The sequence below is a fragment of the Pseudomonas sp. RIT-PI-AD genome, from assembly GCF_025642785.1.
GTDB lineage: Bacteria > Pseudomonadota > Gammaproteobacteria > Pseudomonadales > Pseudomonadaceae > Pseudomonas_T.
Genome location: NZ_JANZKU010000008.1, coordinates 47,541 through 60,868 on the forward strand (window position 1 = coordinate 47,541; position 13,328 = coordinate 60,868).

At 65.0% G+C, this 13,328-nt stretch carries 11 protein-coding genes; 8 read left to right on the forward strand and 3 right to left on the reverse strand.

Annotated elements, in window-relative coordinates; all coding sequences use genetic code 11:
* Positions 1–59 precede the first annotated feature (59 nt).
* From aguB to OGL92_RS09380, 3 genes are all read right to left on the reverse strand, one after another.
* A complete protein-coding gene (gene aguB, locus OGL92_RS09370; protein ID WP_263143108.1) occupies positions 60–938 on the reverse strand; it encodes an N-carbamoylputrescine amidase in 879 nt (292 codons plus the stop codon).
* A gap of 264 nt (positions 939–1,202) precedes the next feature.
* Positions 1,203–1,844 (reverse strand): TetR/AcrR family transcriptional regulator, encoded by a 642-nt coding sequence (locus OGL92_RS09375; protein WP_263143112.1) that lies wholly within the window; start codon positions 1,842–1,844, stop codon positions 1,203–1,205.
* Between the two features lie 292 nt (positions 1,845–2,136).
* Positions 2,137–3,513, reverse strand: coding sequence for a glutamine synthetase family protein (locus OGL92_RS09380; RefSeq protein WP_263143114.1), 1,377 nt, complete (start codon positions 3,511–3,513; stop codon positions 2,137–2,139).
* Between the two features lie 367 nt (positions 3,514–3,880).
* Here OGL92_RS09380 and OGL92_RS09385 point away from each other — a divergent pair, with 367 nt between their 5' ends.
* The 8 genes from OGL92_RS09385 (at position 3,881) to OGL92_RS09420 (ending at position 13,280) form a co-directional block, all read left to right on the forward strand.
* Positions 3,881–4,633: a gamma-glutamyl-gamma-aminobutyrate hydrolase family protein gene (locus OGL92_RS09385; RefSeq protein WP_263143116.1), complete on the forward strand. Its 753-nt coding sequence runs from the start codon at positions 3,881–3,883 to the stop codon at positions 4,631–4,633.
* A 34-nt stretch (positions 4,634–4,667) separates the two neighbouring features.
* The gene (locus OGL92_RS09390; RefSeq protein WP_263143118.1) at positions 4,668–6,026 is read left to right on the forward strand and encodes a glutamine synthetase family protein; all 1,359 of its coding nucleotides are present in this window, start codon (positions 4,668–4,670) and stop codon (positions 6,024–6,026) included.
* A gap of 109 nt (positions 6,027–6,135) precedes the next feature.
* Positions 6,136–7,509 carry an aspartate aminotransferase family protein gene (locus tag OGL92_RS09395; protein WP_263143120.1) on the forward strand — a complete coding sequence of 458 codons (1,374 nt, stop codon included), beginning with the start codon at positions 6,136–6,138 and terminating at the stop codon, positions 7,507–7,509.
* A gap of 297 nt (positions 7,510–7,806) precedes the next feature.
* Positions 7,807–8,907 (forward strand): polyamine ABC transporter substrate-binding protein, encoded by a 1,101-nt coding sequence (locus OGL92_RS09400; protein ID WP_263143122.1) that lies wholly within the window; start codon positions 7,807–7,809, stop codon positions 8,905–8,907.
* 195 nt (positions 8,908–9,102) lie between these two features.
* Complete coding sequence (locus OGL92_RS09405) at positions 9,103–10,197, forward strand: polyamine ABC transporter substrate-binding protein (protein ID WP_263143124.1); 1,095 nt, start codon at positions 9,103–9,105, stop codon at positions 10,195–10,197.
* Positions 10,198–10,333: 136 nt separating this feature from the next.
* Positions 10,334–11,488 carry a polyamine ABC transporter ATP-binding protein gene (gene potA / locus OGL92_RS09410; RefSeq protein WP_263143126.1) on the forward strand — a complete coding sequence of 385 codons (1,155 nt, stop codon included), beginning with the start codon at positions 10,334–10,336 and terminating at the stop codon, positions 11,486–11,488.
* Positions 11,489–11,511: 23 nt separating this feature from the next.
* Complete coding sequence (locus OGL92_RS09415; RefSeq protein ID WP_263143362.1) at positions 11,512–12,393, forward strand: ABC transporter permease subunit; 882 nt, start codon at positions 11,512–11,514, stop codon at positions 12,391–12,393.
* On the forward strand, positions 12,390–13,280 hold the full coding sequence (locus OGL92_RS09420; protein ID WP_263143130.1) for an ABC transporter permease subunit: 891 nt from the start codon (positions 12,390–12,392) through the stop codon (positions 13,278–13,280). The genes OGL92_RS09415 and OGL92_RS09420 overlap by 4 nt, the downstream gene beginning before the upstream one ends.
* Positions 13,281–13,328: the final 48 nt, after the last annotated feature.

A 13,328-nucleotide genomic window follows, 5' to 3' on the forward strand; every position in this document is an offset into this window, starting at 1 on the left:
TGCGCCCCGGGCCGCCGGGCGCGAGCGCGTACCGGCGGGGATCGGAGTTTTCGGCGGGCTCAGGACTCGAGCTGGCCGTCGAGGGTCTTCAGCGGGCCGTAGAGGTTCGGCCGGCGATCGCGGAAGCTGCCCCAGGCGCTGCGGATGTGCTCCAGCTGGTCCAGGTCGAAAGCATGCACCCGCACGCCTTCCTCGGTCTCGTTGAGCTCCTCGACCTTCTCGCCGAACTGGTTGGCGATGAACGACGAGCCGTAGAAGGTGATGTCGTAGCCGTCCTGCTCTTCCTTGCCGATGCGGTTGGAGGCCACCAGGGGCATCAGGTTGGCGCCGGCATGGCCCTGCTGCACGCGCTGCCAGTGGTCTCGGGAGCTGATGCTCGAATCGTGCGGCTCGCTGCCGATGGCGGTCGGATAGAAGAGGATTTCCGCGCCGAGCAGCGCCATGCTGCGGGCGCATTCGGGGAACCACTGGTCCCAGCAGATGCCCACGCCGATCTTCGCGTAGCGGGTGTTCCACACCTTGAAGCCGGTGTCGCCCGGGTTGAAGTAGTACTTCTCGTGGTAGCCGGGGCCATCCGGGATGTGGCTCTTGCGGTAGACGCCCAGGTTGCTGCCGTCGGCGTCGATGATCGCGATGCTGTTGAAGCGCGCGCGCCCGGCCAGTTCGAAGAAGCTGATCGGCAGCACCACCTGCAGTTCCTTGGCCAGCGCCTGGAAATGGCGGATGGCCGGGTTGTCCTGCACCGCGGTGGCCAGTTGCAGGTAGTCCGGGTTGGGCTTCTGGCAGAAGTAGGGGGTTTCGAAGAGTTCCTGGATCAGGATGATCTGCGCGCCCTGGGCGGCCGCCTGGCGGACCAGTTTCTCGGCGGTGGCGATGTTCGCCTCGCGATCCCAGGAACAGGCCATCTGGGTGACGGCGACGGAAACGATACGGGACATGGGCATACCTCGTGATGGAAAGCGACCAAGCATCCGACCCCGAAACGGGCGCGGCGCTCGCCAAGACTCCGACGAATGAGCGAAGGCGGGGGCGAAGCGCGCGGGGCCAGGCATGAAGCACGATCGGGACGCCGTGCATTGCCGGTCTTTATAGTCGATATAAATCCGGTTAGACAGCGGACATTTTCTATCGCGGGATGAATTCTGATTGAAATACGGATAAATATCCGTCTGTAAGCGCCTTGCAGCGATCCCGCCAGAGGTCTAGTCCTCCGGCCGCTCGCGCTTGGGCAGGTAGGGCGGCAGGTACAGCGCGAGGTAGGCATCGAACACCCGCATACCCTCCTCGGCGAAGCGCGGGACGATGTCGCCGTACTGCTGCACCGAACGGGCGTAGACCCGGTCGCCCAGCTCCATGGCCAGGGCGAACACGTCGAGGTCGTCGGGCAGCGGCGGCAGCGGGAAGTGGCGGGCGAACAGGTCGCGCATCAGGCGACCCAGTTCGAGGTCGTGCTGGCGGTCGGCCTGGGTCACCTCGGCGAGCCCGTGCTGGGCGAGGATCAGTTGCCGCGCGGCGCTGTCGGCGGCGTAGACCGCCAGCATGCGTTCCTCGACGATCCGCGCCAGGTCGCGCCAGTCCTCGAGGGCGTCGTGTTCCACAGGCTCCTCGAGGCAGCCGCGGAAGGCCGCGTGCACCTCGGCGGTGAGCGCCTGGAGTACCGCGCCGACGTTGGCGAAGAAGTGATAGACCGACGACGGCGGCATGCCGGCGAGATCGGCCATGGCGTAGATCGACAGGCCGGACATGCCGTGCCGGGCGAGCAGCAGGCGGGCCGCATCGAGGATCGCGGCGATCCGTGTCTGGCTGCTCGGGCGGGGTTTGCGAACGGTGGCGGCACGCGACATGTAGATCTCCTGGGCATCGCACGCTATTGGACGCCAGCCGGCTCGCCCGCTGCAAGCCTTCGGTCGCAGGGCTTGTGAGGTGGAACACGGACTCGGGGTGCGCGTGCATGGGCCGACAGGCGCGCCGGGCACCCAAGGAGACCACGGGCACGTTGTCCGCAGGCCGTCGTGGCGGAGGGCGTGGCGATTCAGCGAAGAAGGCGTTTCGCGCAGGCGTCGAGGCGAATGGCGGGCGCAGGGCCGGGGTCGCGATGCGGCCGCCACCGGCCCGCGAAGGCCGGTGGCGAAAGCGTCAGACGGTGTGCAAGTACCAGTTGTACTCGAGGTCGGAGATCGAGTGCTCGAACTCCTCCAGCTCGCTTTCCTTGCAGGCGACGAAGATGTCGATGTACTTGGGGTCGATGTAGCGGGCGAGGATCTCGCTGTCGTCCAGCTCGCGCAGGGCATCGCGCAGGTTGTTCGGCAGGCTCTGCTCGTTCTGCTCGTAGGAGTTGCCTTCCACCGGCTCGTTCGGCTCGACCTGGTTGGTCAGGCCGTGGTGCACACCCGCCAGCACCGCCGCGAGCAGCAGGTAGGGATTGGCGTCGGCCCCGGCGACGCGGTGCTCGATGCGCACCGCGTCGGACGAGCCGGTCGGCACGCGCAGCGCCACGGTGCGGTTATCCAGGCCCCAGCAGGGCGAGTTCGGCACGTAGAACTGGGCGCCGAAACGTCGGTACGAGTTGACGTTGGGGCAGAGGAAGGCCATCGACGCGGGAAGGGTCTCCAGCACACCGCCGATCGCGTGACGCAATGCGGCGTTCTGCTCGGGGTCCTCGCAAGCGAAGATGTTCTTGCCGTGCTTGTCGAGCAGCGAGATGTGCACGTGCAAGCCATTGCCGGCCTGGCCCGGGTAGGGCTTGGCCATGAAGGTGGTGTCCATCTCGTGGTCGTAGGCGATGTTCTTCACCAGACGCTTGAGCAGCACCGCGTAGTCGCAGGCCTTGAGCGGGTCGGCGACGTGGTGCAGGTTCACCTCGAACTGTGCCGGGGCGCTTTCCTTGACGATGGCGTCGGCTGGGATGCCCTGGACCTTGGCCCCTTCGAGGATGTCCTGCAGGCAATCGGAGTACTCGTCGAGGTCGTCGATCAGGTAGACCTGGGTCGACTGCGGGCGCTTGCCGGAGATCGGCGACCGCGGCGGTTGCGGGCGGCCATTCACGTTCTCCTGGTCGATCAGGTAGAACTCCAGCTCGAAGGCGGCGCAGATGGTCAGGCCCAGCTCGTCGAACTTGCTCACCACTTGCCGCAGCACTTCCCGGGGATCGGCGAAGAACGGCTCGCCTTCCAGCTCGTGCATGGTCATCAGCAGTTGCGCGGTGGGGCGCTTCTGCCAGGGCTCGTCGCAGAGGGTATTGGGAATGGGGTAGCAGATGCGATCGGCGTCGCCGATGTCCAGGCCGAGGCCGGTGCTTTCTACCGTGGAACCGTTGATGTCGAGGGCGAATAAGGAGGCGGGGAGGTTGATGCCTCGTTCGTACACTTTGTGGAGGCTGGCGCGTTCGATGCGCTTGCCCCTCACGACTCCGTTCATATCCGCGATCAGGAGGTCTATGAACTGGACCTCAGGATGTTTCTTGAGGAACTCGTTAGCTTCATTGAGCTGAACGGCACGCAGGGGTACCGACATGATGCAACACCTATTTTGTTAAAAATATCAATCACGCGCTGATTGAGGTATGAGTCAATCTTAATCGTTTATGGATGTCAATAGCGCTCCCTTTTGCCCTAAAAAGAGGCCTGGAGGCCGTTTTTGGGGCGTTTTCGAGCCTTTGTATCCCTCGCCAAACCGCTGGCGACGGGGTGCTCAGTGGGGTGTGTTCGATTTTTTACAGCCCTATTGTGTAAAAAAATGAACAAGGCTAAGCTCGGTCGCACCTTGTGGGCAGTTGCGAAACGTCACGAGCGCGCCAGGCGGACCGGTCATTCGATACCGTCGGCCGAGCGCAGTCGCTTTGCTGCCGCTTCACCCATAACAGCAATAATACGGGTGTCCCATGTCTCGCCTGCCGTTGATCGGCGTGATCGCCTGCACCAAGCGGATCGGTCTGCATCCTTACCATATCGCCGGCGACAAGTATGTCCGCGCGGTGGCCGAAGCCGCTGGCGGGCTGCCCCTGATCGTACCGGCACTGGGTGCGGACATCGACCCCGCCGCGCTTCTCGAGGTCTTCGACGGCCTGCTCTTCCCCGGCTCGCCCTCCAACGTGGAACCCCATCATTACCAAGGGCCGGCCAGCGCACCGGACACGCTCCACGATCCCGCCCGCGACGCCACCAGCCTGCCGCTGCTGCGGGCGGCGCTGGCGGCGGGCGTGCCGCTGTTGGGCATCTGCCGCGGTTTCCAGGAAATGAACGTGGCCCTCGGCGGCAGCCTGCATCAGAAGGTGCATGAGGTCGCGGGGCTGATGGATCATCGCGAGCCGGCCGAGCAGCCCCTGGACGTACAATACGGGCCGCGCCATCGGCTGCGGGTGCAGCCCGGCGGAGTGTTCGCCCGCCTCGGCCTGCCGGAAACCTTCGAAGTCAACTCCATCCATGGCCAGGGCATCGAGCGGCTGGCCCCGGGCCTGCGGGTGGAGGCCCTGGCGCCCGACGGGCTGATCGAGGCCTTCTCCGTCGAAGGGGCACAGAGCTTCGCCGTGGGCGTGCAGTGGCACCCCGAGTGGCAAGTGAGCGCCAACCCGAATTATCTCGCGCTCTTCCAGGCCTTTGGTGAGGCTTGCAGGAAGAGGGCGGGGCAACGTTGAACCGGCCCGGCCGGTTCTCAATCCCGAGGTCTTTATGACTACCAAGCTCGACCGGCTGACCAGCTGGCTGAAAGAACGCAAAATCACCGAAGTTGAATGCTTGATCACCGATCTTACCGGTATCGCCCGCGGCAAGATCTCGCCGACCAACAAGTTCCTCGACGAGAAGGGCATGCGCCTTCCCGAGAGCGTGCTGTTGCAGACGGTCACCGGCGACTACGTCGAGGACGACATCTATTACGAGCTGCTGGACCCGGCGGACATCGACATGTTCTGCCGCCCGGACGAGAGCGCCGTGTACCTGGTGCCCTGGGCCATCGAGCCCACCGCCCTGGTCATCCATGACACCTTCGACAAGATGGGCAACCCCATCGAACTGTCCCCGCGCAACATCCTCAAGAAGGTGCTGAAGCTGTACGCCGAGCGCGGCTGGCAGCCCATCGTCGCGCCGGAGATGGAGTTCTACCTGACCAAACGCTGCGAAGATCCCGACCTGCCCTTGCAGGTGCCGCTGGGCCGCTCGGGACGTCCGGAAACCGGGCGCCAGTCCTTCTCCATCGACGCGGCCAACGAATTCGACCCGCTGTTCGAGGACATGTACGACTGGTGCGAGGCCCAGGAGCTGGACCTGGATACGCTGATCCACGAGGAAGGCCCGGCGCAGATGGAGATCAACTTCCGTCACGGCGACGCCCTGCACCTGGCCGACCAGATCACCGTGTTCAAGCGCACCATGCGCGAGGCGGCGCTCAAGCACAACGTGGCGGCCACCTTCATGGCCAAGCCGATCACCGACGAGCCGGGCAGCGCCATGCACCTGCACCAGAGCGTGATCGACATCAAGAGCGGCAAGAACATCTTCTCCAACGAAGATGGCTCCATGAGCGAGCTGTTCCTGCACCACATCGGCGGCCTGCAGAAATTCATCCCCGAGTTGCTGCCGCTGTTCGCGCCCAACGTCAACTCGTTCCGCCGCTTCCTGCCGGACACCTCGGCCCCGGTCAACGTCGAGTGGGGCGAGGAGAACCGTACCGTCGGCCTGCGGGTGCCGGACGCGACGCCGCAGAACCGGCGCGTGGAGAACCGCCTCGCCGGCGCCGACGCCAACCCTTACCTGGCGATCGCCGCCAGCCTGCTCTGCGGCTACATCGGCATGACCGAAGGCATCAAGCCCAGCGCCCCGGTAAAAGGTCGCGGTTATGAACGACGCAACCTGCGCCTGCCTCTTACCATCGAGGACGCCCTGGAGCGGCTGGAGAACTGCAAGCCGCTGGAGAAATACCTCGGCGCCAAGTTCATCAGCGGCTATGTCGCGGTGAAGCGCGCCGAGCATGAAAACTACAACCGGGTCATCAGTTCCTGGGAGCGCGAGTTCCTGTTGTTCTCTGTCTGACCCGAACCCCGGACAGCGGGACCCGCCGCCGGCCTGCACGGCCCGGCGGGACCCGCCCCACCTACAGTTCCGGCTCGCTCCGCCGAGCCCGTTTGCAGGAGATATGGATATGAATGCCCCATCGAAAAGCGCGCAGACCCTGAAATGGCAGGCCCTCAGCCGCGACCATCACCTGGCGCCCTTCAGCGACTACAAGCAGTTGGGGGAGAACGGCCCGCGGATCATCACCAAGGCCGAAGGCGTCTACCTGTGGGACAGCGAGGGCCACAAGATCCTCGACGGCATGGCCGGCCTCTGGTGCGTCGCGGTCGGCTACGGTCGCGAGGAACTGGTCCAGGCGGCCAGCAAGCAGATGCGCGAGCTGCCCTTCTACAACACCTTCTTCCAGACCGCCCACCCGCCGGTGCTGGAACTGGCCCAGGCGATTTCCGAGCTGGCCCCGGAGGGCATGAACCACGTGTTCTTCACCGGTTCCGGCTCCGAGGGCAACGACACCATGCTGCGCCTGGTGCGCCATTACTGGGCACTCAAGGGCAAGCCGGAGAAGAAGGTCATCATCGGTCGCCTCAATGGCTACCACGGCTCCACCGTGGCCGGCGCCAGCCTCGGCGGCATGAAGGCCATGCATGAGCAGGGCGACCTGCCGATCCCGGGCATCGTGCACATTGCCCAGCCCTACTGGTTCGGCGAGGGCGGCGACATGACCCCGGAAGCCTTCGGCATCTGGGCCGCCGAGGAGCTGGAGAAGAAAATCCTCGAGGTCGGCCAGGACAAGGTCGCGGCCTTCATCGCCGAACCGATCCAGGGTGCTGGCGGGGTGATCGTGCCGCCGGACAGCTACTGGCCGAAGGTTCGCGAAATCCTCGCCAAGTACGAGATCCTGTTCGTCGCCGACGAGGTGATCTGCGGCTTCGGGCGCACCGGCGAATGGTTCGGCAGCGACTACTACGGCAACAAGCCCGACTTGATGACCATCGCCAAGGGGCTCACTTCCGGCTACATCCCCATGGGGGGCCTGATCGTCAGCGACGAAGTCTTCGAGACGGTCAACGCCGGCGGCGACTTCAACCACGGCTTCACCTACTCCGGGCACCCGGTGGCGGCGGCGGTGGGCTTGGAGAACATCCGCATCCTGCGCGAGGAGAAGATCCTCGAGAAGGTCCGGGAGGAAACGGCACCCTATTTGCAAAAGCGTCTGCGCGAGCTGGCCGACCACCCGCTGGTGGGCGAAGTGCGTGGCGTGGGCATGCTCGGTGCCATCGAATTGGTGAAGGACAAGGCCACTCGCGCGCGTTTCCCCGGCGAGGTGTCGGCGGGCATGGTCTGCCGCGGGCACTGCTTCGAGAACGGCCTGATCATGCGCGCCGTGGGCGACACCATGATCATTTCGCCGGCGCTGGTGATCAGCAAGGAAGAGATCGACGAGTTGGTGACCAAGGCGCGTCTCTGCCTCGACCTCACCGCCCGCGATATCCTGGGCTAGGGCCCTCGGCCGGGACGGCGCGACCCGTCCGGCACCGCCGGACGGTTGTAAATACGCCCCGGTCCTTGCCAGACTGCGCCAGTGCGTTGGCCAGGCTCACCCGGCGGTGACGCGAGGGAATCGAAAGGCCCGCGGCGCGGGAGCGCGCCGCTCGCGAGGGACGGATGGGAGTCCGCCCTTCGGCGGGAACCGGAACGGCTCGTCCGTGCCGGCCGCCCGGAATGTCCGCGGGTCCGCCCGCGGCCTTCCCCGGCACGACGCCACCCCGGATACATCGACAACAACGGAGCTACCCGCATGATCAAGACCTTCGGCAAGACCCTGCTCGCCGCGACACTGGCGAGTACCCTCGTCGGCCTGGCCCAGGCCGACGACAACGTGCTGCACGTCTACAACTGGTCCGATTACATCGCCCCGGACACCCTGGAGAAATTCCAGAAAGAGACCGGCATCAAGGTGGTCTACGACGTCTACGACAGCAACGAAGTGCTCGAGGCCAAGCTGCTCGCCGGCAAGTCCGGGTACGACGTGGTGGTGCCTTCCAACTCCTTCCTCGCCAAGCAGATCAAGGCCGGCGTCTATCAGCCGCTGGACAAGTCCAAGCTGCCGAACTGGAGCAACCTGAACAAGGACCTGCTGAAGACCCTGGAGGTCAGCGACCCGGGCAACCAGTACGCCTTCCCCTACATGTGGGGCACCATCGGCATCGGCTACAACCCGGAGAAGGTCAAGGCCGCCCTTGGCGCCGACGCCCCGGTGGACTCCTGGGACCTGGTGTTCAAGCCGGAAAACATCGAGAAGCTGAAGTCCTGCGGCGTGGCCTTCCTCGACTCGCCCACCGAGATCATCCCCGCCGGCCTGCACTACCTGGGCTTCAAGAGCGACAGCGACAAGAGCGATGAGCTGAACAAGGCCGAAGCGCTGTTCCTGAAGATCCGCCCGAGCGTGACCTACTTCCATTCCTCGAAGTACATCGGCGACCTGGCCAACGGCAACATCTGCGTGGCGATCGGCTATTCCGGCGACATCTACCAGGCCAAGTCCCGCGCCGAGGAAGCCAAGAATGGCGTGACCGTGAAGTACAACATTCCCAAGGAAGGCGCCGGCAGCTTCTTCGACATGGTCGCCATTCCGAAGGACGCCGAGAACGTCGAGGGCGCCCATGCCTTCCTCAACTTCCTGATGAAGCCCGAGGTCATGGCGTCGATCACCAACGTCGTGCAGTTCCCCAACGGCAACGCCGCGGCCACCCCGCTGGTGGACGAAGCGATCCGCACCGACGCCGGGATCTACCCGAGCGACAGCGTGATGAAGGCGCTCTACACCTTCCCCGACCTGCCGGCCAAGGTGCAGCGCACCATGACCCGCAGCTGGACCAAGATCAAGTCCGGTAAATGAGTCGGCCATGGCGCGGCGGCGGCTCGGAAGCCGGCGCGCCATGCTGTCCCGCCGCCCGCTGGCCGGCGCGCATGCCGCGCCCGGGCGCGGCGTGCCTGCGCTAGCGCGGCACGGCCATAGCGAGCGCGGTCGTCCGCGAGCCAACACAGCAGCTACCCTGGCAGTCGGGTGGCGGTACAACAAGAGGGTCATCCTGTGCTTTTCTCACTCCGCAACGCCCTGATCGCCTCGGTCGCCGCCCTGGCACTGGCCTCTGCCGCCCAGGCCGAGCCCGTGGTGCACGTCTACAACTGGAACGACTACATCGGCGACAACACCCTGCCCGCGTTCCAGCAGGAGAGCGGGATCAAGGTCATCTACGACGTCTTCGATTCCAACGAAACCCTGGAGGGCAAGCTCCTCGCCGGGCGCACCGGCTACGACGTGGTGGTGCCGTCCAACCATTTCCTCGGCAAGCAGATCAAGGCCGGCGCCTTCCAGAAGCTCGACCGCACGCTGCTGCCGCACTGGGAGAACCTCGACCCGGCGCTGCTCAAGCAGTTGCAGGCCAACGACCCGGGCAACCTGTACGCGGTGCCCTACCTGTGGGGCACCAACGGCATCGGCTACAACGTGGCGAAGGTCAAGGCGGTGCTCGGCGTCGACCACATCGACTCCTGGGCGATGCTCTTCGAGCCGGAGAACATCAAGAAACTCTCCACCTGCGGGGTGGCCTTCCTCGATTCGGCCGACGAGATGATCCCGGCGATGCTCAACTACCTCGGCCTCGACCCCAACAGCCAGAAGCCCGAGGACTACCAGAAGGCCGAAGCCAAGTTGCTGGCGGTGCGGCCCTACGTGACCTATTTCCACTCCTCGAAATACATCGGCGACCTGGCCAACGGCGATATCTGCGTCGCCGCCGGCTTCTCCGGCGACGTGCTGCAGGCCGCCGACCGCGCCGAGGAAGCCGGCAAGGGCGTGAAGATTGCCTACAGCATTCCCAAGGAAGGCGGCAACCTCTGGTTCGACATGCTCGCCGTGCCCGCCGACGCGGCCAACGCCAAGGAGGCCCACGCCTTCATCGACTACCTGTTGCAGCCGGAAGTGATCGCCCACGTCAGCGACCACGTCGGCTACGCCAACCCGAACCTGAAGGCCGGCGAATACATGGACCCCGGGGTGCGCGGCGACCCCTCGGTGTACCCGCCGCAGGAGGTCCTCGACCGCCTGTTCGTGTCGGCCGAACTGCCGCCGAAGGTGCAGCGTCTGATGACCCGAAGCTGGACCAAGGTCAAGTCGGGCAAATGATCGGGGCACCCGGCGGGTCGGCCGGTGCGCCGGCAGGGCGCCGCCCGCCCGGGCTGCTCGAACGGACCGCGGTCCGCACTAAAAACGCGTCCGGCCATCGTGGCCGGGCAGCAAGAATCTTTGGGAGTGTGTGGTAATGGCGATAGCCTCCGGTGCCTACAAGAAAGCCCTCGAGGGCGAACAGCAGCCGAAAGAGGTGCTGGTCAAGATCGATCGGGTGACCAAGCAGTTCGACGAGACGCTGGCGGTGGACGACGTGTCCCTGACCATCAACAAGGGCGAGATTTTCGCCTTGCTCGGCGGGTCCGGCTCGGGCAAGTCCACCCTGTTGCGGATGCTTGCCGGGTTCGAGCGGCCGAGTTCCGGGCGCATCTTCCTCGACGGCGTCGACATCACCCACATGCCGCCCTACGAGCGGCCGATCAACATGATGTTCCAGTCCTACGCGCTGTTCCCGCACATGAGCGTGGAACAGAACATCGCCTTCGGCCTGAAGCAGGATCGCCTGTCCAAGGCCGAGATCGATGCGCGGGTCGCCGAGATGCTCAAGCTGGTGCACATGACCCAGTACGCGCGGCGCAAGCCGCACCAATTGTCCGGCGGGCAGCGGCAGCGGGTCGCCCTGGCGCGCTCCCTGGCCAAGCGGCCGAAGCTGCTGCTGCTCGACGAGCCCATGGGCGCGCTGGACAAGAAGCTGCGCTCGCAGATGCAACTGGAGCTGGTGGAAATCATCGAGCGGGTCGGCGTGACCTGCGTGATGGTGACCCACGACCAGGAAGAGGCCATGACCATGGCCCAGCGCATCGCGATCATGCACCTGGGCTGCATCGAGCAGATCGGCAGCCCGGTGGACATCTACGAGACTCCGATCAGCCGGCAGGTCTGCGAATTCATCGGCAACGTCAACCTGTTCGACGGGCAGATCATCGACGACGGCGCCGCCCACGCGGTGATCGCCTGTCCGCAACTGGACAAGCCGATCTACATCGGCCACGGCATCAGCACCCGCGCCCAGGACACCCACGTCACCTACGCGCTGCGCCCGGAAAAGCTGCTGATGGGCACCCAGTTGCCGGATGACCACGAGCACCCGGAATACAACTGGTCGCGCGGCACGGTGCACGACATCGCCTACCTGGGCGGGCATTCGGTGTACTACATCAAGCTCGCCTCCGGGCAGGTGGTGCAGGCCTTCATCGCCAACGCCGAGCGCCGCGGCAAGCGGCCGACCTGGGACGAGCCGGTGGTGGTGTACTGGGAAGACGACAGCGGCGTGGTGTTGCAATCATGAAGCTGCGCAGCCTGACAAAACGCCTGCCCAACGGCCGGCACGCGGTCATCGCGGTGCCGTTCTTCTGGCTGTTCCTGTTCTTCGTGCTGCCCTTCGCCATCGTGCTGAAGATCAGCTTCACCGAAGCCGACGTGGCGATCCCGCCCTACACGGAAATCTACACCTGGGCGGAAAACCAGCTGTCGATCGTGCTGAACCTCGGCAACTACCTGATGCTCACCGAGGATCAGCTCTACCTGGCGGCCTACCTCGGTTCGCTGAAGATGGCTTTCTTCAGCACCCTGATCTGCCTGCTGGTGGGGTACCCGATGGCCTATGCCATCGCCCGCGCCGACAAGGACGTGCAGACGGTCCTGCTGCTGCTGATCATGATGCCGACCTGGACCGCGATCCTTATCCGCGTCTATGCCTGGATGGGCATCCTCAGCAACAACGGCCTGCTCAATGGCGTGCTGCAGGGCCTGGGGCTGATCGACGCGCCATTGCAGATCCTCAACACCGACATCGCGGTGTACATCGGGGTGGTCTATTCCTACCTGCCGTTCATGGTCCTGCCGCTGTTCGCCAACCTGGTCAAGCACGACCTCAGCCTGCTGGAGGCGGCGTCCGACCTGGGCTCCAGCCACATCAACAATTTCTGGAAGATCACCGTTCCGCTGTCGAAGAACGGCATCATCGCCGGCTGCATGCTGGTGTTCATCCCGGTGGTGGGCGAGTTCGTCATCCCCGAACTGCTCGGCGGGCCGGAGACGCTGATGATCGGCAAGGTGCTCTGGCAGGAGTTCTTCAACAACCGCGACTGGCCGGTGGCGTCCGCCCTGGCGGTGGTGATGCTGGTGATCCTGCTGATCCCGATCATCCTGTTCAACCGTAACCAAGCCAAGGAACTGGAGGGCAAGGTATGAAGCGCTTCGGTTTCTCTCAAGTGATGCTGTGGATCGGCCTGGCCTTCATCTACCTGCCGATGCTGATCCTGGTGATCTACTCGTTCAACGCCTCGCGGCTGGTGACGGTGTGGGGCGGCTGGTCGCTGAAGTGGTACCTCGGCCTGCTCGACAACACCCAGTTGATGAACGCGGTGATGCGCTCCCTGGAGATCGCCTGTTACACGGCGGTCTCCGCGGTGTTCCTCGGCACCCTGGCGGCCTTCGTGCTGACGCGTATCCCGCGCTTCCGCGGGCGCACCCTGTTCGGCGGCATGGTCACCGCGCCGCTGGTGATGCCCGAGGTGATCACCGGCCTGTCGCTGCTGCTGCTGTTCGTGGCCATGGCGCAGTTGATCGGCTGGCCGCAGGAGCGCGGCATCGTCACCATCTGGATCGCCCACACCACCTTCTGCTCGGCCTACGTGGCCATCGTGGTGTCGGCGCGGTTGCGCGAGCTGGACCTGTCCATCGAGGAAGCGGCCATGGACCTGGGCGCCAAGCCCTGGAAGGTGTTCCTGTTGATCACCATCCCGATGATCGCGCCGTCGCTGGCGGCGGGGGCGATGATGTCCTTCGCCCTGTCCCTGGACGACCTGGTGCTGGCGAGTTTCGTCTCCGGTCCCGGTTCCACCACCCTGCCGATGGAAGTGTTCTCGGCGGTGCGCCTGGGGGTGAAGCCGGAGATCAACGCGGTGGCCAGCCTGATCCTGCTGACCGTCTCGCTGTTCACCTTCTTCGCCTGGTATTTCAGCCGGCGCGCCGAGGAACGCCGCAAGCGGGCGATTCAGGAAGCCATGGAGACCACCGCCAACGAAAGTGGCTCGACTTGGACGCGCGAACGTCCGGCGACGCCGAGCGCGGGCTGATCCCCGCGCAAGAAAAAGGCCGCCTCCGGGCGGCCTTTTGCTTTCTTC

What these genes read in the sequence shown, in the direction of transcription:
- OGL92_RS09385 (WP_263143116.1), top strand. Translation starts at nt 3,881, where the DNA reads ATGTCTCGCCTGCCGTTGATCGGCGTGATCGCCTGCACCAAGCGGATC.
- OGL92_RS09375 (WP_263143112.1), bottom strand. Translation starts at nt 1,844, where the DNA reads ATGTCGCGTGCCGCCACCGTTCGCAAACCCCGCCCGAGCAGCCAGACA.
- OGL92_RS09420 (WP_263143130.1), top strand. Translation starts at nt 12,390, where the DNA reads ATGAAGCGCTTCGGTTTCTCTCAAGTGATGCTGTGGATCGGCCTGGCC.
- OGL92_RS09395 (WP_263143120.1), top strand. Translation starts at nt 6,136, where the DNA reads ATGAATGCCCCATCGAAAAGCGCGCAGACCCTGAAATGGCAGGCCCTC.
- aguB (WP_263143108.1), bottom strand. Translation starts at nt 938, where the DNA reads ATGTCCCGTATCGTTTCCGTCGCCGTCACCCAGATGGCCTGTTCCTGG.
- potA (WP_263143126.1), top strand. Translation starts at nt 10,334, where the DNA reads ATGGCGATAGCCTCCGGTGCCTACAAGAAAGCCCTCGAGGGCGAACAG.
- OGL92_RS09400 (WP_263143122.1), top strand. Translation starts at nt 7,807, where the DNA reads ATGATCAAGACCTTCGGCAAGACCCTGCTCGCCGCGACACTGGCGAGT.
- OGL92_RS09380 (WP_263143114.1), bottom strand. Translation starts at nt 3,513, where the DNA reads ATGTCGGTACCCCTGCGTGCCGTTCAGCTCAATGAAGCTAACGAGTTC.
- OGL92_RS09390 (WP_263143118.1), top strand. Translation starts at nt 4,668, where the DNA reads ATGACTACCAAGCTCGACCGGCTGACCAGCTGGCTGAAAGAACGCAAA.